At 44.2% G+C, this 22,307-nt stretch carries 24 protein-coding genes and 1 other annotated feature; of the genes, 11 read left to right on the top strand and 13 right to left on the bottom strand.

The window, feature by feature from the left end:
• Nucleotides 1-90: 90 nt before the first annotated feature.
• Entirely contained in the window at nucleotides 91-1,020 is a 930-nt protein-coding gene (locus ABUE36_RS02675) for an IS30-like element ISLpl1 family transposase (RefSeq protein WP_096109805.1), read from the bottom strand.
• 211 nt (nucleotides 1,021-1,231) lie between these two features.
• Here ABUE36_RS02675 and ABUE36_RS02670 point away from each other — a divergent pair, with 211 nt between their 5' ends.
• The 3 genes from ABUE36_RS02670 to ABUE36_RS02660 all read left to right on the top strand — a co-directional run bounded on the left by ABUE36_RS02670 (nucleotide 1,232) and on the right by ABUE36_RS02660 (nucleotide 4,287).
• On the top strand, nucleotides 1,232-2,182 hold the full coding sequence (locus ABUE36_RS02670) for a DMT family transporter (RefSeq protein ID WP_161001878.1): 951 nt from the start codon (nucleotides 1,232-1,234) through the stop codon (nucleotides 2,180-2,182).
• 91 nt (nucleotides 2,183-2,273) lie between these two features.
• Nucleotides 2,274-2,513 (top strand) — a binding site (T-box leader).
• Between the two features lie 77 nt (nucleotides 2,514-2,590).
• Entirely contained in the window at nucleotides 2,591-3,973 is a 1,383-nt protein-coding gene (brnQ, locus tag ABUE36_RS02665) for a branched-chain amino acid transport system II carrier protein (RefSeq protein ID WP_161001877.1), read from the top strand.
• Nucleotides 3,974-4,197: 224 nt separating this feature from the next.
• Nucleotides 4,198-4,287 carry a type I toxin-antitoxin system Fst family toxin gene (locus ABUE36_RS02660; protein WP_161001876.1) on the top strand — a complete coding sequence of 30 codons (90 nt, stop codon included), beginning with the start codon at nucleotides 4,198-4,200 and terminating at the stop codon, nucleotides 4,285-4,287.
• Between the two features lie 230 nt (nucleotides 4,288-4,517).
• Here the strand turns inward: ABUE36_RS02660 and ABUE36_RS02655 are convergent, their stop codons facing one another.
• A complete protein-coding gene (locus ABUE36_RS02655; protein ID WP_161001875.1) occupies nucleotides 4,518-4,802 on the bottom strand; it encodes a hypothetical protein in 285 nt (94 codons plus the stop codon).
• 76 nt (nucleotides 4,803-4,878) lie between these two features.
• Nucleotides 4,879-5,895 (bottom strand): zinc-binding alcohol dehydrogenase family protein, encoded by a 1,017-nt coding sequence (locus tag ABUE36_RS02650; RefSeq protein WP_421017455.1) that lies wholly within the window; start codon nucleotides 5,893-5,895, stop codon nucleotides 4,879-4,881.
• A gap of 229 nt (nucleotides 5,896-6,124) precedes the next feature.
• On the opposite strand from ABUE36_RS02650, the gene ABUE36_RS02645 reads away from it, so the two are divergent.
• Nucleotides 6,125-6,481 carry a winged helix-turn-helix transcriptional regulator gene (locus ABUE36_RS02645; protein WP_161001874.1) on the top strand — a complete coding sequence of 119 codons (357 nt, stop codon included), beginning with the start codon at nucleotides 6,125-6,127 and terminating at the stop codon, nucleotides 6,479-6,481.
• Between the two features lie 60 nt (nucleotides 6,482-6,541).
• Here ABUE36_RS02645 and ABUE36_RS02640 read toward each other — a convergent pair whose 3' ends face one another.
• From ABUE36_RS02640 to ABUE36_RS02615, 6 genes are all read right to left on the bottom strand, one after another.
• Nucleotides 6,542-7,252 (bottom strand): CPBP family intramembrane glutamic endopeptidase, encoded by a 711-nt coding sequence (locus tag ABUE36_RS02640; RefSeq protein ID WP_161001873.1) that lies wholly within the window; start codon nucleotides 7,250-7,252, stop codon nucleotides 6,542-6,544.
• A gap of 23 nt (nucleotides 7,253-7,275) precedes the next feature.
• The gene (gene recQ, locus ABUE36_RS02635; protein WP_421017100.1) at nucleotides 7,276-9,063 is read right to left on the bottom strand and encodes a DNA helicase RecQ; all 1,788 of its coding nucleotides are present in this window, start codon (nucleotides 9,061-9,063) and stop codon (nucleotides 7,276-7,278) included.
• Nucleotides 9,064-9,070: 7 nt separating this feature from the next.
• Nucleotides 9,071-9,376 carry a rhodanese-like domain-containing protein gene (locus tag ABUE36_RS02630; RefSeq protein ID WP_161001871.1) on the bottom strand — a complete coding sequence of 102 codons (306 nt, stop codon included), beginning with the start codon at nucleotides 9,374-9,376 and terminating at the stop codon, nucleotides 9,071-9,073.
• A 185-nt stretch (nucleotides 9,377-9,561) separates the two neighbouring features.
• Nucleotides 9,562-10,977, bottom strand: coding sequence for a C69 family dipeptidase (locus tag ABUE36_RS02625; RefSeq protein ID WP_421017099.1), 1,416 nt, complete (start codon nucleotides 10,975-10,977; stop codon nucleotides 9,562-9,564).
• Between the two features lie 75 nt (nucleotides 10,978-11,052).
• Nucleotides 11,053-11,568, bottom strand: coding sequence for a GNAT family N-acetyltransferase (locus tag ABUE36_RS02620; RefSeq protein ID WP_161001869.1), 516 nt, complete (start codon nucleotides 11,566-11,568; stop codon nucleotides 11,053-11,055).
• A gap of 319 nt (nucleotides 11,569-11,887) precedes the next feature.
• A complete protein-coding gene (locus ABUE36_RS02615) occupies nucleotides 11,888-13,837 on the bottom strand; it encodes a M13 family metallopeptidase (protein ID WP_421017098.1) in 1,950 nt (649 codons plus the stop codon).
• Between the two features lie 181 nt (nucleotides 13,838-14,018).
• Here ABUE36_RS02615 and ABUE36_RS02610 point away from each other — a divergent pair, with 181 nt between their 5' ends.
• The 5 genes from ABUE36_RS02610 to ABUE36_RS02590 all read left to right on the top strand — a co-directional run bounded on the left by ABUE36_RS02610 (nucleotide 14,019) and on the right by ABUE36_RS02590 (nucleotide 17,931).
• On the top strand, nucleotides 14,019-14,669 hold the full coding sequence (locus tag ABUE36_RS02610; protein ID WP_161001868.1) for an SDR family oxidoreductase: 651 nt from the start codon (nucleotides 14,019-14,021) through the stop codon (nucleotides 14,667-14,669).
• A gap of 169 nt (nucleotides 14,670-14,838) precedes the next feature.
• Nucleotides 14,839-15,996, top strand: a complete 1,158-nt coding sequence (locus tag ABUE36_RS02605; protein ID WP_161001867.1) for an MFS transporter — start codon at nucleotides 14,839-14,841, stop codon at nucleotides 15,994-15,996.
• A gap of 73 nt (nucleotides 15,997-16,069) precedes the next feature.
• Nucleotides 16,070-16,534 (top strand): NUDIX hydrolase, encoded by a 465-nt coding sequence (locus ABUE36_RS02600; protein WP_421017097.1) that lies wholly within the window; start codon nucleotides 16,070-16,072, stop codon nucleotides 16,532-16,534.
• A 59-nt stretch (nucleotides 16,535-16,593) separates the two neighbouring features.
• A complete protein-coding gene (locus ABUE36_RS02595) occupies nucleotides 16,594-16,914 on the top strand; it encodes an NUDIX domain-containing protein (protein ID WP_421017096.1) in 321 nt (106 codons plus the stop codon).
• 87 nt (nucleotides 16,915-17,001) lie between these two features.
• A complete protein-coding gene (locus ABUE36_RS02590; RefSeq protein WP_096109805.1) occupies nucleotides 17,002-17,931 on the top strand; it encodes an IS30-like element ISLpl1 family transposase in 930 nt (309 codons plus the stop codon).
• A 29-nt stretch (nucleotides 17,932-17,960) separates the two neighbouring features.
• Here the strand turns inward: ABUE36_RS02590 and ABUE36_RS02585 are convergent, their stop codons facing one another.
• The gene (locus ABUE36_RS02585) at nucleotides 17,961-18,545 is read right to left on the bottom strand and encodes a TetR/AcrR family transcriptional regulator (protein ID WP_161001863.1); all 585 of its coding nucleotides are present in this window, start codon (nucleotides 18,543-18,545) and stop codon (nucleotides 17,961-17,963) included.
• A gap of 173 nt (nucleotides 18,546-18,718) precedes the next feature.
• On the opposite strand from ABUE36_RS02585, the gene ABUE36_RS02580 reads away from it, so the two are divergent.
• On the top strand, nucleotides 18,719-19,525 hold the full coding sequence (locus tag ABUE36_RS02580) for an oxidoreductase (protein WP_161001862.1): 807 nt from the start codon (nucleotides 18,719-18,721) through the stop codon (nucleotides 19,523-19,525).
• A gap of 86 nt (nucleotides 19,526-19,611) precedes the next feature.
• On the opposite strand, the gene ABUE36_RS02575 is transcribed toward ABUE36_RS02580, so the two are convergent.
• From ABUE36_RS02575 to ABUE36_RS02565, 3 genes are all read right to left on the bottom strand, one after another.
• On the bottom strand, nucleotides 19,612-19,740 hold the full coding sequence (locus tag ABUE36_RS02575; protein ID WP_421017095.1) for a hypothetical protein: 129 nt from the start codon (nucleotides 19,738-19,740) through the stop codon (nucleotides 19,612-19,614).
• 171 nt (nucleotides 19,741-19,911) lie between these two features.
• Complete coding sequence (locus tag ABUE36_RS02570) at nucleotides 19,912-20,322, bottom strand: GNAT family N-acetyltransferase (protein WP_161001861.1); 411 nt, start codon at nucleotides 20,320-20,322, stop codon at nucleotides 19,912-19,914.
• Nucleotides 20,323-20,448: 126 nt separating this feature from the next.
• Nucleotides 20,449-21,219: a nucleoside phosphorylase gene (locus ABUE36_RS02565; RefSeq protein WP_161001860.1), complete on the bottom strand. Its 771-nt coding sequence runs from the start codon at nucleotides 21,217-21,219 to the stop codon at nucleotides 20,449-20,451.
• A 176-nt stretch (nucleotides 21,220-21,395) separates the two neighbouring features.
• Here ABUE36_RS02565 and ABUE36_RS02560 point away from each other — a divergent pair, with 176 nt between their 5' ends.
• On the top strand, nucleotides 21,396-22,301 hold the full coding sequence (locus ABUE36_RS02560) for a metallophosphoesterase family protein (RefSeq protein WP_421017094.1): 906 nt from the start codon (nucleotides 21,396-21,398) through the stop codon (nucleotides 22,299-22,301).
• Nucleotides 22,302-22,307: the final 6 nt, after the last annotated feature.

The raw sequence follows: 22,307 nt of genomic DNA, 5'->3' as shown, positions 1-22,307 counted from the left end.
ACACTATCTTCGAAGGATTAACGCGTGAGTATTACCAAACGCGCTTCCACGAAATAAAATTATTCATTATTAAAATGGTAGATTGCAAATTTAATCCGAATTTTTGGACAAATTGGTCAGCATAACCTGATACGGTGTTTTCCAGTCAAGTATTTTAAGCGGTCTCTGGTTAATTTGGAGTAACGTCGTCGTTAAATCTTGAGCACTAATGTGCTCAAAACGAGTCCCCTTAGGATAAAAATAACGTAAATTCCGATTAAAGCGTTCATTACTACCACGTTCAGCTGGCGTATAAGCATGACAGTAATAGGTCTTAATACCATATTGTGATTCAAATGATACTAGCCCACTAAACTCAGTACCACGGTCCACAGTAAAACTGTGCACCGGTCCATTAAAAGTTGTTAGGAACTTAGTCAGTGCTTCATTAACACTCGCTGTCGTTCGGTCCTTTAACCGATATGCCCAAAGGAACCGTGATTTGCGATCGATTAAAGTTAATAAAACTGCCTTACTATGCCCACGAGGGCCAACGACGGTATCTAGTTCAAAATCACCGATGCGATTACGTTGATTAATCATCATGGGACGCTGTTCAATCGATCGCCCCAAAGATTGATTATATTTGGATCGTTGGTCAACGTTACGCCGTTGGCGTACGCCATGTTCAGGTAGATCATTCAAGGAGAAACCAATTCTCCCCTGATTTAGCCAATTATAAATAGATTTAGTCGCTAGTTTAAATTCGTGAGCAATCATTCCTGGTGACCAGCTTAGATGTAAATGGTTGAGAATTGTTTGCTTTAACTCATCGCTCAGCTTAGTTTTCCGACCACATCGTGATCGCTTGTATTCGGCATCTGTTTGTGCTAATTCAGCCTGATAAGGTTGACATCGAGATAATTCATAAGAAATTGTTGACGGTGATCGGTTCAGCCGAACGCCCATTTGGATATTGGACAGCCCTAGTTCACAAAAGGTTTCGATTTTAATTCGTTCGGAATAGGTTATACTAGACAAAAGATCAGCTCCTAAAAGATGGGTTTGTTGTAAACACCATTTTAAAGGAAGCTGATCTTTTTTGTCCGAACAGCGTTCGGATTAATTTTACAATCTACTAAATACCAATATTATCACCACGCTTATACTCTCATTACTTTTTAATTTACCATACATCCCGTTCAGAGTGGTAACATTAAGCGAGTTATTCAAATGCTGTAGGAGGTATTATATGCTTGCCATTACGATTGCCATCGCTATTGGTGTCGCCTTACCGATGGAAACCGCCATTAATTCACGTTTACAAGGGACGCTCAAGTCGCCCTACTTTGCTTCATTAATGTCATTTTTCATGGGAACCGTCCTTTTAACTGCACTTTTGCTTGCGACTGGACGCAGTTTATTAATCCCTGGCGCTTTCTTTACTAGCCATCCCTGGTGGATCTGGCTTGGTGGCGTGCTCGCTGTCGTCTACCTCACCGGGAATATTTTGTTATTTCCTAAACTAGGTGGTATTCAAACGGTCTTAATGCCCATTTTAGGGGAAATCCTAATGGGGTTGCTAATTGATAACTTTGGTTGGTTTGCCAGTGCTCAACATTCAATCACATGGTTGCGTGCTTTCGGCGCGATCCTAATGATTGTCGGTATCGTTTTTGCGGTCGTTCTGCCAGAACGTGCTCGTAAAAATACGTTCCAAGGTTCAGCGGAAGCTACTGAAACTCATCACGTCCCCCACCGCGGCTTTTGGCAATTGTTGGGTATCCTGTTTGGTGCGTTTGCCGCGGGACAAACTGCGATTAACGGTCACTTGGGACACTTATTGAAATCGCCCATTCAGGGTGCCTACGTCAGCTTTTTGGTTGGCACCCTCATTTTATTGATTGTGGTTCTGATTCAAAACCACGGTTTGCGGTTCCCAGTCGGTGCCATTTCACACAATCCGTGGTGGATCTGGTTTGGCGGCTTCATTGGCGCGCTGTTTGTGCTTGGCAATGTTTACCTAGTGCCTATCATTGGAACTGGCTTAACCGTTGTGATCGTGCTGTTTGGACAGATTATTGGTGGTCTCATTGTCGATCAGTTCGGCTGGTTCGGGGCCAAACGAAATCCTATCGTTCCCCTTAAAATCATTGGCCTATTAATCATGATCGTTGGTGTGTTGTTGATCAAACTTTTCTAAACATAATTTGTAGCGAATAAAACTTTTTCCAAAAATCGTTGACAATTTTCGACTAAGATATCATAATAAACACATTAAAATTTGATGAATAAAACACGCGTTGAAAAGAAAAGTAACCTGCGAAAAGATCGTTAAGCGAGCGCCGATTGGTGAAAGGGCGCCGATCAACCACAAGTGAACATCATCTTTGAGCGTTGACTGCGACAACAGTAGTCAATGGGTGCTCCCATTACAGAGCTAGGGTATCCGGCGTAAGGCCGCGTACCCGAAGAGGTAGGTTCTCGCGAGAGATCTATAAACAAAGGTGGTAACACGTGTAAACGTCCTTAGCTGAAGCAATTCGGCTAGGGACGTTTTTTTATCAAAGAAATTTTGGTTGAGACAACAAGAAGGAAAAGAGGCAATTATATGGAATTACAGGAACACAAATTAACCAAACGCGAATATGCACTCGTTAGCTCAATGTTGTTTGCACTATTCTTTGGTGCAGGTAACCTTATCTTTCCACTTCACTTAGGTCAATTATCCGGTGCTCATTGGCTGAGTGCGGCTCTAGGATTTTTAGTAACAGCCGTACTGTTACCATTACTATCAGTGCTTGCAATCAGTATCACTCGTGCTGGCGGTGTTTACGACGTAGGCCGCCCACTCGGCGTTTGGTTTGCCCTCACGTTTATGGTCCTAATTCACGGTACCATCGGACCATTGTTTGGTACACCGCGGACAGCAACCGTTTCATACACTGTCGGTGTCGCTCCATTAGTGCCCGCTCAATTTCAAACTTTAGGACTGGTTATTTTCTCCGCCGTGTTCTTCGGTTTAGCCTACTTCTTCTCTGTTGAACAAAGTAAAATCGTCGCCAACATCGGTAAACTATTAAATCCTATCTTCCTAGTCTTGCTGGCGCTTGTTTTCTTCCTCGCCTTCTTGAAACCACTTGGTAGTCCTGCACATCAAGCAATCACCACTGCTTACCGAAATGATGCCTTCTTTAACGGCTTCTTGCAGGGTTACAACACAATGGATGCCCTAGCCGGATTAGCCTTCGGGGTCACCGTCGTCACTGCCATTCGCTCCCTTGGTAAACGCAATCCTAACGCCATCGCATTAGTTACGGCTCGTGCCGGTTTCTTCTCAATGGGTTTCGAAGCCATCATTTACTTGTTGCTAATCGTGATTGGTGCCATGTCACTAGGTCAATTCAAACTAGCCGCTAATGGGGGGATTACGTTTGATCAGCTGGTCAACCATTATCTCGGTGTCGCCGGACAAGCCATTCTGGCCGTCCTAATCACGGTCACTTGTCTCACGACCGCCATCGGCTTAGTTGCTGCGTTTGCTCAAGATTTCCACAAGCATTTTCCAAGCGTCAGCTACCGTGTTTGGCTACGATTCACAACCATCGCATCCTTCTTAACGGCTAACATCGGCCTTAACCTAATCATTTCATGGTCCACGCCAATGTTGATGTTCTTATACCCGCTTGCGATGGTACTAATTCTGTTATCCATCACTTCACCTCTATTCAAACGTGATTCAGTCGTGTACGCTTTCGTCGTGCTGTTCACATGTGTTCCCGCTGTTTTCGACATGATTGCCGCCTTTCCGCCAGTCGTTAGCCAAAGTGCGTTTGGTAAAGCCATGACCAGTTTTCAAATGAGCTATCTGCCATTCGCCAAGTACGGTATGGACTGGGTCGTGCCCGCCTTGGTTGGCGCCGTTATCGGCTTGACTTGGCATTTCGTCAAACTTGCTCGAGAACACACCACGGCCTCGGTGTCAGATAACTAAAGATTACTAGCCAGTCATCTAATTAAAAACGTAATTTGCACATTGATAACCGAGTTGCTATCCTAAATCAAAATAAACAAGCAGACGATAAATCCTAATATAACGGGATTTATCGCCTGCTTTTTCTCATAAACATGTAAGCGAAACAATGAACTAGTTTTGGTATTCTTAAACGCGTGGTGGACTCGATTCATCGAGAATCTGGATGAAAGGGGGATGCAACCATGCTTCAATTATTTTTAGAACCACTGATTGTGGGCATGCTTTTAAAGATGTTTGACCACTGGTTGGATGATCACCATAATCGGCCGTAGTTGACCATAATTCAACCTAAAGTGTCCCGTCTAATTGCATATTATTCGAAAAAAGACCCCTTACTAGTCGTACCTAGTAAGGGGTCGGATGCTTCCATGCTTCGCTTCGCCAATAATATACCACATAGCTGCTACATCGACAAACGATAAGTAGACCATATCTCATCAATTTTTATCAGTCACACCTCATCCAGTTATCAGTGCAACTATGCTGGAAAAAACGCCTTCATTTAATGGAGGGCATTCAACCGTTCGTCCAACATTCTAGCCAGTCTTTGCAATTGTTTATAACTAACCTGAAAGAAATCTGGGTTTCCGGATGCCAGTGCAGTAATCGTATATGGCGGCAAATTCAGCATTTTATTCAAATCAGCCGGCGTTAATCGCAAAGACAGCATATCATGCGTAATCCGTCTTTGAATCATTCTCATCGCCATGGAGGTACCCAAACTGCCTCCGAAGATATTTAATACCCGCACCATTTTAATCCGAGTGAACAGATGATCTAATTTCATGACATTCACCTGATTATACTTTTTGCCGCCATTATACGCGCAAATGATAAAAATCGGTGCCATCATCAACTCCTAATCACCGAGTAACGACAACTTTTCCCATCATGTGACCGGATTCTACTAGAGAATGAGCCTGACGTAATGTTACTGCATCAAATGGTGACAATTGTTTGGTCAACGTGCTTTTCAACGTCCCATCATCAAACATCTTCGCGGCTCGTTCTAAAATATCATGTTGCGTTTGCATATCTGCGGTGTGGAAAAATGATTTTGTGTACATCCACTCCCAGGCAAAGTGGCCGCGTTTTTGAGTCAGACGTTTGAGATCCACTGGCCGATGATTTTCGGTAATTGAGGCAATCCAACCGCTTGGTTCAATCAGTTCAGCCATTTCATTCCAATGGGCGTCCAAATTGTTCAGTTCCAAAATATAGTCTACATAGTGATATCCCAGATTACGCACTTGCTTAACCAGATCTTCACGATGATTAACCGTTTCATCAGCACCATGAGCTAACGTCCAATCAATTGTTTCCGGTCTCGAAGCTGTCGCAATCACATGCAGGCCAGCCCAATGCGCAAGTTGGGTTGCAATGGATCCAACTCCACCGGCACCATTGATGATCAACAAATTGTGTTTTGCGTTATCTTCTTTATCATCTGGATCAATTGGCAATTGTTCAAACAACGCCTCCCATGCAGCCAGCGTCGTTAATGGCATTGCCGCTGCTTCTGCATCACTTAAATGCTGTGGTGCGCGACCAACAATGCGTTCGTCCACGAGCTGATAATCACTATCGCTACCCGCCCGTTTAAATGAACCTGCGTAATAAACACGGTCACCGACATTAAACAACTGTACCTGTCCACCAACTGCAGCGACCTCGCCAACTGCGTCCCAGCCAATCACACGGGGCTGACTCAAGTGACCGTGGCCACCACGACGCACGCCAATGTCTACTGGATTAACCGAGACCGCACTGACATGTACTAATAAATCGTGACCCTTGGCAACAGGAACTGCTTCTGTAAAGTCTTGCAGGCTGTGCTCATCCGTAATTGGCAAATGATCATTAAAACCGATTGCATTCATTGTTTTAGCCATTTTGATGACTCCCTCTCCCTATGACAACTGCTCTAACAACAACTCCATTCTAATATCGTCAAAAAAAGCCACAATCATGAAATTTTAATCACCTAGTTACAAATTTTTCACTAGCAGCCCCAGTGGACGATGATTTGTTGTTAATTTTAACGTGACTGCGGTATTCTGGCACTAATACATACTTTAGTGATAGGAATTTAGCGACTTGGAGGTAGTTATGGTACGTCACACATACGATTGTCAGGATGGCTGTCCAGTTGAAAGCACGCTACAGATTATTTCGGGAAAATGGAAAAGTGTTATTTTATTTCACCTTATCAAAAACGGCACCGAACGCTTTGGGGACCTGCAGCGTCAAATGAAAGATTGCTCTCATCGAATGCTGGCGCTGCAATTAAAAGAACTTGAAAACGATGGCGTGCTGGTTAAAACCATCTACCCTGTTATGCCACCCAAGACTGAATATCGTCTAACCTCATTCGGTGAAACCCTTGTTCCAGTGATCATTGCCATGGAAAAATGGGGTCGTTACTATAACACCACTCATCGTGAGGCTGAGTCATCACAGGCTTAAACACATGTTCATTTGATGCACAAAACCAGGCCACAAGCACATCAGCTTGCAACCTGGTTTTTATAATTGCGGAATCACATGTTTAATTGTGGCGCGTTTTGATTTTCTCAACATAAAAATACCAACAACTAGGAACAACAGAATGGGTGCAATCTCCGTAAAATTGACAATATTGCTGCTTTCCTGAACAGTGTTGTTGTGAAACGACGGAACGAAATCGTTAAGTCCATGCAAAATGATTGGGAATAACAAACTTCCCGTCCTCAGGTAAATCGCTGACAGCATTTGAACAACCGTTGCCATCACAGGTTGATGTACGGCATTAACACCGTGGGCGAGTCCGAACAGCACACTAGATACCAGAACACCAGTCCACAATTGATTACGTCCATGACCTAGTTGGCTAGCTAACGGTAAAAGCAGGCCGCGGAAAACATACTCTTCAGTTGGCCCAACAAAAAGCAACATTGTGACGCCGAGTGCTAAGTTACCCGAACTATTGAACAGAAGCAAAATTGCTTGAGCCAATAAAACGATGGCCACCCAATTTAACGGAATCAATCGCCATGAGCATTCAGTTGGCTTTAAATACACTGTTTGGTGCAACCACAATCGATTCAGCAAAAAAAGTACTGCAAACATCACAATTTCATACGACATAATACCAAATTCACGGCCGATCCCAATGTGTGTTGTAAAAAAGCCACCACCAAGTGCGATGATAATCACGGCCAACCAAGTAACAAATACTTTTACCCATCGATTGTTCATAATGAAGCCTCCTAAAAGTTGCTCTATTGCGCAGTCTCGCTTGCGTCGGCCTCATATTCCTGAATAACATTGAGGAATGCATCCCCGTACTTATCCAATTTATTTTGTCCAACACCCTTGATCGACAACATATCCAATGTACTTTGAGGTAATTCCTCACAAAAAGCCTGAAGCGTCTTATCAGAAAAAATAACGTATGGTGGCACGTGCTGTTGCTCAGCAAAATTCAAACGTAGTTGACGGAGTGACTCGAACAAGCCATCGTCCACCGAAACTGTCCGTTTGGCCTTCACAGCACCACGACGAAGCACTTTTGCCTTACCTTTCAGCACGCTGCCGCCCATCTCACTCACGTGCAGTGTTGAGTATTCACCACCAACTTGCTGCAAATAACCACTACTGGTCAAAAAATCGATCAGGTCGCTGACTTCTTTTTGTGGGCGACCTTTCATCAAACCATAGGTCGATAACTGGTCAAAGTGCTCGTCGCGAATCCGTTTGACGTGCGAACCTGTCAGCACCTGCGCGATAAGTGACTTGCCATAGCGTTGACGCATTCGCAAAACACAGGATAAAACCTTTTGCGCATCGACCGTCACATTGATCTGATCCCGTTCATCTAAGCAATTACCACAATGGCCACAAGCAGGTGAAGCTTCACCAAAGTATTTCAAAATAAACTGCTGTAGACAGCCTTCAGTATTGGCGTACTTAGACATTTCCTGAAGCTTTAAGTACTCACGTGTTTTAAAGGCTGGTTCCATGTCGGACTGATCAATAAAAAAGTGCTGAATCTGTAAGTCCGATGGCTGATACATCAGAATTGCCTCGCTAGGTAAACCGTCACGTCCAGCACGTCCAGCCTCTTGATAGTAGGCCTCTAAGTTGCCTGGCACTTGGTAATGAATAACAAACCGAACGTTGCTTTTATCAATACCCATCCCAAACGCATTCGTGGCTACCATAACTTGCACACGGTCATATAAAAAGTCTTCCTGGTTCTTATTACGGACGTCTTCACTGAGACCAGCGTGGTACATTTCTGCTTTAATGCCCTTCTTCTGTAATAAGCCTGTTAAACGTTCAACCTCCTTACGGGTGCTGGCATAAATAATTCCGGCGGCGTTAGCGTTGACTTTCAGATATTCTAACAGAAAAGCTTCTTTGTTTTGGTTCTTGACGACTTGAAAAGATAAATTATCTCGTGCAAATCCAGTACTGACTTCATTTGTTGGATCAATGTTGAGCCGTTGCATGATGTCGCTGGCCACTTTGCTTGTCGCCGTCGCCGTTAATGCAACAACTACTGGATGTGACGGAAACTGGTGAACGGTATTCATCAAGTTTAGATAGCTCGGTCGAAAATCATGGCCCCACTGGGAAATACAATGCGCCTCGTCAATCGCCAATTGAGAAATGTTCAGGTCACTCAGCTCGCTTAAGAAGCGTTCGTCGTCTAATCGTTCAGGCGCTAAATAAATCAGTTTGACCTGATCCATTGCGGCCTGTTGCAAACGATGTTCAATCTCTTGGTAATCCAACGTACTGTTGATAAACGTCGCCGGAATCCCATTTTCAGATAAGGCGTCAACCTGATCCTTCATCAGCGAAATTAGTGGCGATACGACAACCGTTAACCCCGGTAACATCAAGGCTGGAATCTGGTAGCACAAAGACTTCCCACCACCGGTTGGCATGACAGCAAGGACATTTTTGTGATCCATAATTTTATTAATAATTTCATCTTGGCCCGGTCGGAAACTGTCGTAGCCAAATTTGTCCTTTAATACTTTAAGTGCTGTCTCAGTCATGTGCTCCTCATTTCTTAGTAACTGGGTAACCTGCGCCTTGCCATGCAAGCGTACCGCCGTTGACGTTAACTCCGGTGATGCTACGTCGTTTCATTTGTTCAATCGCTAGTGATGACCGCCGTCCAGAACGACAAATCACTGTATACGTCGAATCTTTTGATAACGTTGGCAGCCACTGATCAATTGTACTCAGTGGTAGATTAACCGTTCGATCGACGTGACCTTCCGCATACTCGTCGGGTTCCCGGACATCGATTAAGTGTTCAATATCCGGCAGCATTGCGTTCAATGTTTGAACTGTTATTTCAATCATGTTTATCCTCTTTTAATGGCAGTTTTAACCATTAGTGCGTTATCAATTATACAGGCTTAGGAACAAACTACAATATCAGACACATGAGATAACATACGCGTTTTACCTTCAAAAGTAACGCTTAAAGCATTTAAAAAGGCGAAAACCCATAATCGGATTTTCACCTTTCTAATTACAATCCATTTCTACAGGTTGTCGCCAGGTTCAAACGTAACCGGTGACAGTTCCAATGCTTCTTTCACTAAGTGATCCATCAACGTTTTCGTCCGTTTGGTAATCTCAGCGGCCGTAACGTCGTTTTGCTTCGTTAAGTATGCCGTCGCATCGGCCTGTGACCCTGCTTCTGCATCTGTCGCGATCACGCGTGAACGGGCGTAGGCCTGACAGGCATCACGATATTCGTTAACCTCAACAATAAAGTCGTGGTAGTGTGGTTCAACTAACACACCGAGTGATTTGTATAACCAGTACGCATTATCCAACGAAACGGCCACAGTTGTGTTCTTATAGTTGACCGGCGTGTCGTTAACATTCGTAAAGAATGGCACGTATGGGCTGTAGGCAAAGAACCCCATCGCCATCCATTCAACTGCGGCATGCGCCGCATCAACGTTTGGCCGAATCTGTAAGATATGTGAGATCTGGTTCCGATCCAGTGCGATTGAACGGAATGTTTTCTTTTGAGCAGGTGTGCCGTCGCCGAACGGATCAAACGGTGTTTCCTGGTAGTGAGACGTGAGGAAATATTCAACGTCTTCCACTGCTAGTTTGCGGTTAGCATGTTGAATAAACGGAATCTGCTGACTAGTTGGGTCCTGTTCCAAATCTGGTGTAAATAATTTTTCACCATACCAAGCACGAGGTGTGTTGTAATGTGCATCACTTTCCGTGTGAGTGCCAAAAATCTCACGGAAATTAAACGTGTCTGGTGTTGGATTCAACTGATTATCAGCCACAAATTCCTGCAAGTCTTTAGCCCACATAAAGTTGTCAGTGTCATTAAAATCAATTGTTTGAATGTTGATTTGGTTTGGTGCAACGGCGTAAGCGTCGTCTGGCAAACGAACGGCCGCCCAGTGATGACCACCAGCCGTTTCCATGTACCACACTTCATCCTTATCAGAGAAAGCGATGCCGTTACTTTCACCAGTCCCGTAATCTTCGATGAAATCGCCGAGACGTTGAACCCCTTCACGCGCAGAATTGATGTATGGCAACACTAATGTCACCATCGCTTCTTCATCAACACCGTCGTGAACCAGAGGATCGAAACCAAGCACCCGTGGACTGGTAAACGTGGTTTCAGTGGCACTCATCGCAACGTTTTTTTCGTTAATTCCGGCCTCTTCATACAAACCGTCATCTGTTGGCACACTGGACTCAGCCGTATACCTTAATGCGTCAGCTGGTAAGTCGATTTTAACCCCAGTGGTGACGGACGTGTACGTGTCCGGTTGACCATGACGAGCCGCATGAACGATGAACTTCTTGGGTCCGATGGCACCATAGCCATCTTCGTTGCGTGCAATGATTGTCGAGCCGTCCATGGTTGCTTTCTTACCAACTAAAATGGCCGTGCATGAAGAATGATTCGTTTTCATCAAAAAGCCTTCTTTATTTATATTGTAATTCCAGTGTATAAGTCTGATGGATAAATTCCTAGTCCTTGGCGGCAATTAAAAGTGTTGTGTGTACATTCGCGTTTCAATAATTTCATCACATAATGGTTGTAATTGTTCCCGCTCGCTAACTTGCGCTTCAAACGTCATGTCCTCAACATAAGCAGTTTTATTGAGCCGCTTAGATAATGCTAGGGGCAGTTTTCGACCATTAATTTTGCACCGTAAATACGTTGCATTAGCATCCAGTTTGAACCCGTTGTGTTGATAAAAACGGTTAGCCGGCACATCCTCTTGCGTCCACAGTTCGCAGTAATGAATATCTTGATCCAACAGTCGTTTGCGCATTGCTTGCCATAAGTCCTTGGCAACACCTTGTCGACGATATTCTGGCAAAACCGCCAAATTCCAAATCATTGCACCGGATTCTTGTTTGTCCGTCATGCTCTTACTGTCGATTTCTGCATCAATCAGGCCGATAATTTTATTTTCTTGAACGACTATTAATTCAACACTGGGTCGTGCAAACGTTTGGCGGTGCTGTTGGACATCTTGAAAATAGCTAGAATCCATGAAAGATAGGACTCGGCATTGGAGCCAAGATAGTTCATCTGTGAGGTGGTAATCGCGAATTTGCATGAGAAAATCCTTTTTAAATCGTATTTTTGAACTGAAGCTAGATGACCAAACGAATCTCGTCCATTGTGAGTGGTCGTCTGTTGCCGCAATTTAGTCAACTTGGTTTTGTTTTTTACTTTTATATAGTCAAAACGCGTTCACACCCCCGCGAGCCTGTGCATAACCCGAAATAAGCACCGTAAAGGCAAAGTTCACCTTCACGGTGCTTATTTCATGTTATTGCTCGGCTCGCAACCCGGGGGTGTTCACGCTCTTACCAAATATGCACTCTCTTATCCGGTGCCAACCACATGCCGTCGCCTTCCTTTACATCGAAAGCGGTGTAGAAGTCGTCCAGATTTTGCGCCTGAACGTTGGCACGCAACTTATGTGGTGCGTGGACGTCGATACTCAACAACATTTGTTCATATTCTTGGCTGGCCTTCATGCACCAAACCTTAGCCCAGTTGGTGAAGAATTCCTTGCCAGAGAAGCTGTCATCTTCCTTAGCCGCTTCTAACGCACAGCTCAGGCCACCTTGGTCCGCAACGTTTTCAGAAACAACCAGCTTACCGTTAACTTTTTGACCTGCAAAATCAAGACCGTTAAATTCATCGATCATCGCTTGCGTCAACCCTTGGAAATGCTTCAAATCGGCTTCGGTCCACCAGTTATGCATGTTCCCGTACTCGTCGAATTGAGCACCATTATTGTCAAAAGCATGTGAAATTTCATGTGCCATAACAGCACCGATCCCACCAAAGTTTTCAGAACTCGTTTGCTTCAAGCTGTAGAATGGCGCCTGCAGAATGGCAGCTGGGAACACGATGATGTTGTTCGATGGGTCGTAATAGGCGTTAACCATCGCTGGATCCATGTAGTTCCACATCGTCCGGTCAACTGGCTTATCGATGTCATCAAAGTTAGCCTGAGCCGCAATCTTCGCAAAGTTCAATGCATTGCTGAATAAGGAGCCACCATCTGCTTCCGTCTTGACCACAAACTGCGCAAACACAGGATCAATTTTGTCAGGAAAACCAACGTTTGGAATCAATGTGTTCAACTTCAAAATAGCCTTGTCACGCGTATCTTTGCTTAACCAGTCATTGTTGGCTAAACGGTTTTTATAGACGTCAATCATTCGGTGAACCATGTCCATGACGTCATTCTTTGCCTTAGTACCGAAATACTTACGAGCGTAGTAATCACCAACGACCATGTTGAATTGACTGTAGGCTAAGCGGTAAGCACCCTTTTGTTTGTCAGGTGCTTCCTTAGTTCCCGTCAACGCACGGTTGTACTCACCGGCAATTACACGAGCATCGTTAGTTAAGTAGCCAGCACAGTTGCGGACCACCTTAACTAAGTACCAGCTCTTTACTTCATCAAAGTTATCAGCCGTTACAAGACTATCAAACGCTTCATAGAACTTAGGATCAGCAACGATAACGCGGTTAACCCGGTTATCAAGTGCTTCATCCACGTAAGCTTTTAAGTCCAGCACAGAACTGTGTTTGCCAAACTCTGATAAGTCTTGCGGGTTATACAGCTTGGGATAATCAGCCTTTTCTTCGCTACTCTTTTCGTGTTGAGCAAACTTCGCATCCAAAGCAACGGCTTGATCCAACGTTGTTTTGATCTCGTCATCACTAAAACCGGTAGCCTTGAACAGTTTTGTCATCATGCCACGGAACGCAGCCATTAGCTTAGGTGCTGCTTCATTGCCCTCCGCATAATAGGTTGTATCTGGCAGGATCAAACTTGGTGCGTCAACGTTTACAACACGATGTTTGGTATCCTTCATGTCAGGTTCAACGTCGATTGGAACTAAGGCGCCACTCCCCTGCTTAATGAAAGTCACTAACTGCTTTTGTAAGTCTTCAAAACTTGTTAAATCCTGAACCTGTTTTACCAGTGGCTTTAATGGCTCGAAACCAGCCTTATCACGAGCTTGGTGGTAGAAAGCAATGAAGTTAGCCAGTAAAACGTTGTTTGGTTCCACTTTGCCATCCAACATGTCGCCAAAGTCACTCATCAATGTCTTTTCAATGTTTTCAACTAAGTCCGCAAAACCACCAGTAGTAGGTTTGTCAGCTGGAATCTTGGCCGTCTTTAGCCAGTCACCATTAACGCCTAAATACAAATCATCTTTAACATCTGCAGTACCCTCGTCTGAGCTAGTAGCGCCGCCGACTAATGCTGCAATGTGATTATTAACTGTCATATATACTGCCTCGTTTTCATATTGATTAGAAAATGGTTAAAGCTCTCATTTAGTATAGCAATTCTCTCACCTAAACAAAAGGGATTCAGAAAACTCGGCCGTAAATGTTTGTAATCTTTGTTTATTGTCGCTACACTGCTGTTATTGAAATTATTTCGGTTACAATTTAAGGAGGATTCCTATGAGTTCTGTATTTCTAGTTGGTGCGCACGGTCATATTGGGCAACAGATTGTTGCCGATTTGGCAGAGAAAGGTATTACAGTCTTTGCTGGCATTCGTGACCTTGCACAGGCTGACGTATTCCCAGACAGTTCGTTTGTTCGCCCAACTGAGTTTGACCTCAACGCTCTGCCAGATAAAATGGCTGACCAGTTCAAGGCCACTGGCGCCGACACCATCGTCTTCTCCGCCGGTTCAGGCGGCAAAACTGGTGACGATCAAACCCTGATTGTTGATCTGGACGGTGCCGTGAAAACGATGGAAGCCGCTGAGCAGGCTGGCATCAAACGTTATATCATGGTCAGCTCCATCTTCAGCAATCACCGTGAAGCGTGGGACGCAAGCGGCATCAAGCCATACATGATTGCTAAACGTTACGCGGACGAAATGCTGAAACAAACGAGTCTCGACTACACTATCATTCGTCCTGGATATTTAACTAATGACGCCGGTACCGGTGAGATCACCATTAACCCAGCTGACGAAAAGGGCGTTAAAATTCCCCGTGCGGACGTCGCTGCAACCATTACCGAGTTGATCGACGCTCCCGACACAATTCGTCAGTCCTATACGATTGGCTCCGGTGACACACCGATTGATCAAGCATTCTAAAATATTCATATGCGATAACAAAACGACGCGTTGGCTCCTTATTGGAGTTGGCGCGTCGTTTGCGGTAAACTGACGGTAATTTTTATAAAGGAGTGCGATGGACATGAAACGAACCATGTTTAAGCATCTGATCCGGTTAACTCATCATTGACACATTTATCGACGGTTCTTGAATCTCAAACGATTATTAATCGTCAGCACTTTTCTAACCGATTTTTCAAACGCCACCCTTATTTTTCTATTTACCTTAATTATTGGTCAGCAAAAGTCTGCCTACTGGCTTAGTCTTCTCTGGGCCAGTTATTACGGTGGCAGTTTTGTTAGCCACTTAGTGATGGTGAGTTATGTAGATCGCCTAACAAGCCGATTTCTAATGCTGGGGTCAGAGGTTTCTCGCTGGCTGATTGTCACTACGTTGCTTGTTAATGGCAATTTCAATCGGCCATTGAATCTTGTCATCATTGTCTGTCTCCTAGGTATTGTTGAACCAATTTTCCACCCAGCAGAAGTCCGTTTGCTAACAGAAGCCTTTAGCCCAACGGAAATGGTTCAAATTAACGCAATTCTCGAGTTGTCAGGCCAATCCACCACGATTATCGGACCCTTCTTAGCCACGTTACTCACAACTTGGTTTAACGCTCGGTTTACGCTGACCGTAATGTCAGTTATCCTGTTTAGCTCTGTCATCATCGTATTAATGATGCCCACGAGTACAGTTGGCAAAAACAAGATTCCAGTTAGTTCACTCCAAACCAGCCTCAGTACGTTTATTCACTCATCAGCTCTACGCCACAGCGCCAGTCTGATGTTTTTACTGAATACGCTATTCATCGGGACCGTAGTGCCCGTGTTGCTTAAGTTCATCCAACGATTTGGTCCACATGCTAATTTTAATTACACGTTGTTGACCGCCAGTCAGTCAATCGGACTTATCCTAATGGCTGCGCACCTCGCCCACAAACCCGTGCACCAGACTAATCTGTTAAAGCGAAATTTATGCACTGTGCTTTTCATCGCGGGATTATTAGCTTTAATTAGTATGACCACTAAGCTTTATTTGCTAATCCTATGGTTTCTGCTAATTGGACTGCTTTCCGCTATCTTTGACGTTGAAAACAATCTGCTATTCCAAAATGCCAGCCCTCACAGTGAAATTGGGCGCATGTATGTTTTCAAAGGTTTGATAAACGTAGGTAGTGTGACATTAGGCACCATATTAGCTAACGTTGTCTTAAACTGGCTATCGGTTCAACAATTGTATTTTGGGTGCGCCGTCTTTTTATTACTGATTAGTCTGTGGCTACTGCTACACCACTCATTCAAGTAAGATACTTTTTAACCGCTTCGTATTTAACAAGTCGCTGATAACGCACTTAATTTTCAGAAGAGAAGGAAACAAAGTGAACGAAAATTATATACAAGGTTTACGTAAAGTGATTGGCCATCAACCACTCATTCTAGTCTTCGCTGGTGGCGTTCTTCGAAATAAGGACGGTGCAATCTTATTGCAACAACGATCAGACTCACGACTGTGGGGGTTCCCCGGCGGCATGCTTCAGTACGGTGAAGCGACTCGCCACGCGGTCATTCGGGAATTTCAAGAAGAAACGGGGCTCCTAACTAAAGTAACAGGACTGTTAGGCACCACTTCTGATTTCATCGCCCACTATCACAATGGTGATGTGGCGCAGACAGTTGGCATCATTTTCGAAATGCAGCTAGTATCCGGTCAACTTAATGCAGACAGCGATGAGACCAGCTCACTACGTTGGTTTTCGCTAAAAGATCATCCCCAATTGTTCAACAGTCAAGCTGAAATAATTTGGAAACATCTTCAACAATTCGACATTCCGTTTTATGATTAATGTGATTGGTCGAAACATTAAATTTCCGTCATCTATCTAATCGAAAAGGAGTGTTTGACATGGCAAATTATATTAAAGAGATTCGGTCACTTACCGGTCATCGCCCATTAATTTTGAATTCTTCAACTGGGTGTTTGCTAAACGATCAACAACAAATTTTACTCCAAGAACGCGCGGATACTGGCGGCTGGTGTCTACCAGGCGGTTATTTGGAATTCGGCGAGTCGTACAAGGAAGCGATGGTGCGTGAATTTAAAGAAGACACCGGGCTATCGGTTACAGTGAACCAAACACTCGGTGTCTTCGATAAGTATTTCTATACATACCCTAACGGCGATGAAACGCAAATTATTTCTACTTTGTTTGTTAGTAGATTGTAAAATTAATCCGAACGCTGTTCGGACAAAAAAGATCAGCTTCCTTTAAAATGGTGTTTACAACAAACCCATCTTTTAGGAGCTGATCTTTTGTCTAGTATAACCTATTCCGAACGAATTAAAATCGAAACCTTTTGTGAACTAGGGCTGTCCAATATCCAAATGGGCGTTCGGCTGAACCGATCACCGTCAACAATTTCTTATGAATTATCTCGATGTCAACCTTATCAGGCTGAATTAGCACAAACAGATGCCGAATACAAGCGATCACGATGTGGTCGGAAAACTAAGCTGAGCGATGAGTTAAAGCAAACAATTCTCAACCATTTACATCTAAGCTGGTCACCAGGAATGATTGCTCACGAATTTAAACTAGCGACTAAATCTATTTATAATTGGCTAAATCAGGGGAGAATTGGTTTCTCCTTGAATGATCTACCTGAACATGGCGTACGCCAACGGCGTAACGTTGACCAACGATCCAAATATAATCAATCTTTGGGGCGATCGATTGAACAGCGTCCCATGATGATTAATCAACGTAATCGCATCGGTGATTTTGAACTAGATACCGTCGTTGGCCCTCGTGGGCATAGTAAGGCAGTTTTATTAACTTTAATCGATCGCAAATCACGGTTCCTTTGGGCATATCGGTTAAAGGACCGAACGACAGCGAGTGTTAATGAAGCACTGACTAAGTTCCTAACAACTTTTAATGGACCGGTGCACAGTTTTACTGTGGACCGTGGTACTGAGTTTAGTGGGCTAGTATCATTTGAATCACAATATGGTATTAAGACCTATTACTGTCATGCTTATACGCCAGCTGAACGTGGTAGTAATGAACGCTTTAATCGGAATTTACGTTATTTTTATCCTAAGGGGACTCGTTTTGAGCACATTAGTGCTCAAGATTTAACGACGACGTTACTCCAAATTAACCAGAGACCGCTTAAAATACTTGACTGGAAAACACCGTATCAGGTTATGCTGACCAATTTGTCCAAAAATTCGGATTAAATTTGCAATCTACCTTCTCGTTTGGATATTTAATCCGGCTTTCTACTAGCCGCAATAATCATATCAATGACGGCACTCAAAGGCGTCGTAACAGGATCGATCGTTTTAGCGGCCACCCGCTGTGCATACGTCGTAATCGTGACAAACCCCATGGTCAAGATAACGTCAGGGTCCATCTCACGTAACTCACCGTCTTCAACGCCCTTCTTTAGCTCTTTAAAAATTTGATCAAAGTTCAGTTCGGCCTCTTCCTGTGATAGATCTAACGTTGCCAATACAGGTGAGGCATTAAACTGCTGAATAAGCGCCATGTCATCAGGATCCTCGATAGCAAACTGATAAAGCGCTCGTGCAAACAGCGTTAGGTTTTCAGTAGCACTGCCCTTGGGCGAATAATGAGTCATTAAGTAATCCCCAATAAGCTGTTTACGGCTTAAAAAGGTCTGCTTAACGATATCTGCCTTATCCTTAAAGTAGATATAAATATTAGATTGCGAAATGCCTGCCGCTTTCGCTACTTTGGTTAGGGTCACGCCACTAATACCCTCTGAAATAATCATCTTTGTCGTCACGTCGAGGATATGCTGCCGACGATTTTCATCTTTTTCTCTCATGTTGTCACTATAAAAGAATTTAGATTCCTGGTCAAGATAAAAAGTCTTTTTAAATAAATGATTTACAAAGAATAAAAATTCTTTTATATTAAAACACGTTCAATTGAATCCAGTTACTCATTTATTTTTTTGCTCAATAAAAGAATTTATATTCCTTAAAGGAGATTATTAACATGACTAAACCCGTTGTGATCATTACTGGTGCATCCTCAGGCATGGGTGAATCCGCGGCCAAACAATTCTTTGACGCTGGTTATACTGTTTACGCCGGCGCCCGCCGCATTGAAAAAATGGCGCACTTGTCTAAATTAGGTATCCACACCTTTCATTTGGACGTCACCGACCCCCAATCTAACCAGGCTTTTGTCGATCAGGTACTAAAAGACGCTGGTCGGATTGATATCCTAATTAATAACGCTGGCTATGGCTCTTTTGGCGCGCTGGAAGATGTCTCCCCCGAAGAAGCCAAGCAACAATTCGATGTGAATGTTTTTGGGGCCATGAACCTAACCCAACTGGTATTGCCAACGATGCGGGCTCAACATTCAGGTCGGATCATCAACAATTCATCCATCGTTGGTCAAATTTATGCACCACTTGGTGGCTGGTACTTTGCTTCAAAACACGCTTTTGAGGCGCTCAGTGATTCACTTCGTTTGGAGGTCAAACAGTTCGGTATCGACGTTATCATCACCGAACCCGGTGGTACCAATACGAACTGGCTGAAAATTTCCGCGGACCACCTCATCGCGGCTACACCAGCCAACTCAGCGTATCGCAAGATGGTCGATGATTTTACCAGCGCAACACCATCTGGTCTAGAAACGGCAGATCAAATCGGCGCTTTAATGCTCAAAGTTGCTCAAATCAAGCACCCAAAAACTCGTTATCAAGCCACAATGCGCGATAAATGGATGGTCATTGCAGCTCGCAAACTTTCTTACCGAATGTTTGACCGCATGGTAAGTGGCGGACTATAAAGCGTGCGTTAAAGTATTGATATTAAAGGATTTATAACTTAATCAAGACACCATAAAATCCTAACGAAAACGGTACGGAAACCTCATCAAAATTGAGCCATAAAAAAGAGCAGTCGTCTCACCTTTGATAAGGTGACGATTGCTCTTTTGTCGTTTCCACCACCACTTTTGCGGATCGGCAGGGGATGTTCATTGCCATGATGTTCTTTCAACATTGCAGTTACATCATGTTCGCTAAAAGTTTAAGACCAAAAACCATCTACAGTGAAACGGGACGGCCACATATCGTGACTGCCCCGCTTTTTAATCGCTTAATATTTTATAATTTATAAGTCCAAATCATCATCATTTTTCCTCTGTAATCGCAATGCATGCGTCGAATAAATTTAATACCGATTCTCCATCGTGAACGTGACCAAGTTTGCATCAGCCGCATCGCGAAAACCAACTGCGGTATAAAACCCGACGGTCTTCGGCTCGTTTTCAGTCAGCAAATGGACCTGCCCGATATTCTTCAGTCGCGCCATCGCTGTCATCATCAACTGTCGGCCGATCCCCTGTCGTTGGTATTCAGGCAACACCAAAACATCTTGAATAAAGGCAATCGACACCTCATCAGTCACATAGCGTAGCAACCCCACGAGCTTTTCGCCATCGAACGCCGCAAGGTTGACTGAATGCGCAATCGCTGTCATCAGTGCTTCCGAATTTTGCGTATAGGCAATCCATCCGTTCGCTTTGTACAGTGTTACAACAGCCTGTTCGTCCATCGTCGAAACGGTTTTAATATTAATCATTTAATTGTCCTCCACTTTACTTAACGTCTCAGCAAAGTGCAGTTTTACGTTTGTCACACCCCATAGATAGTGACCTCCGAACTTCTTATTAATTTCATTATTGCGAAATCATTTTATGCATGTCCACTAATTTAATGGATCAGGTAATGCTAGTAATGTCGCTAATCCCAAACGTAGCGCCGTTTGTCGAGCCGAACGGCCCCAATCACGTTTATCATAGGCATCGGCATGAGCTAACGAATCAGCCGTAAAGAAAAACTGACCAAAATCGACACCGCGAAACTGGGCGCAAGCGGCCAACGCAGCACATTCCATTTCCACCGTTTGATAGCCTGCAGCGCGGTATTGATCAACCAACTTTTCAGTTTCCCGAAAGTACCCGTCTGTCGTCCACGTATTCACGCGGGTAATCGTCTCATGGTGCTGGCTGATAGTTGTCTCAATTGCCTGCTGCATTACCGGATTCAATGTTACCGTCGTGTCTGCAGGCAAATAATGATAGGATGTCCCTTCATCGCGCAACGCATTCATTGGCAACAAGAAGGCACCCTCAGCGTGATCTGTTAACACGCCACAACTGCCCATACTGATAATTTGCTTAACACCGTGCCCAATCAAATAATCCAAAATCTGCGTCGCAGCGGGAGCTCCGAGTGGCGCCTGCATCACTGTCAATTGCTGACCATTAACTGCAATTCGCAAAATCGGAAATTCTCTGGTAATACAGCTAAACGTTCCTATCTCGGCTGGATGATATGGTCGTAAAAAAGTTACCAAGTCTGCGGTTTCTACAAATGCAAATAGACACTTCGTTTCCGCAATGATTTCGGGGTCTTCATGCGGATCGGTGACGCCCACCTGGTTTGTGTCAAAGTTAAATAATGGTGATTCTGTCATCGTCCTCATCCCCTCATCGAATTTTAATGTTAAGATTACACTTAACTTGATTATTCGTCTACCTCGTTGCAACTTTTTGATTGCAAGTTTGCAAACGGTCAGTAAACTAAAGGCAGAGTGTAAAGATCCAACAGGCACTCCATAATCAGACATTTGAAGAGAGACGGAGGTATGACATGGATTATCGAATTGCGGTGTTATCAGACAGTCATGGTAATGCATCGGCATTGAGTGTTGCCCTCAGTGACGCGAAAAAGCATGGTGTCGATGAAGTGTGGTCACTGGGTGATATTGCACTTGGCGGCGCGACATCAGCGGAATGTTATGACTTATTGGAACAAGTTGGCGCTACTCAGTACCTTATGGGCAACTGGGAAAGTGACTACAACTTTATCATGGGCAAACCGAAAAAAGGTGTGAACTTTGACGATCCCACTGATGTTTACTTCACCATTTTGGCCCAGTATGAGCATGCCCGCTACACGCCTCAACGAGAGGCGCAGTTACGTAATCTACCTATGACCGGTCGAAAAGTTCTTGATAATCTCGTTTTCACGATGTCACATAATCTCCCGACTAAGAATCACGGTCACTCGCTATTTCCTACTGAAACACAAGCAAACTTCGACGTCCTCACCGAAAATAATCCCGCCGCAGATGTGGCCCTTTACGCGCACACGCATACGCCCGTTTGGCGATATACCTCAAATGGTCAGATGGTATTGAATCCCGGTTCCATCGGTCAAATCTGGTTTACCCGCGATAAACTGTTGGCCAATCGTGCAGCCAGTTACCTATTACTCACAATCTCAGAAAAAGGCATTGAAGACGTTGATTTTCGCCGTGTCCCGTATGACATGGACGGCGAATTGCAGCGTGCCAAAGACCTGCACTTCCCATATGTCGATTTATATCAAAAACTGATGTTCACCGGGCACGCCTCAACTCATGATGCCGCTACCCTAACTAAGGTCAACGCAGAACATCATTATCGTGAGCAGGCCATCGAATTTCTAAACAGTTTACCGACTCCTGAAAGTCAGGACAATGCTGATGATATGCCAGGTAAAGGTGACCATTAGACTGAT

It is taken from the genome of Furfurilactobacillus cerevisiae (assembly GCF_048961765.1).
Lineage (GTDB): Bacteria > Bacillota > Bacilli > Lactobacillales > Lactobacillaceae > Furfurilactobacillus > Furfurilactobacillus milii_A.
Note: the sequence above shows the minus strand (reverse complement) of the source record. Positions and strands in the feature narration are given on the sequence as shown.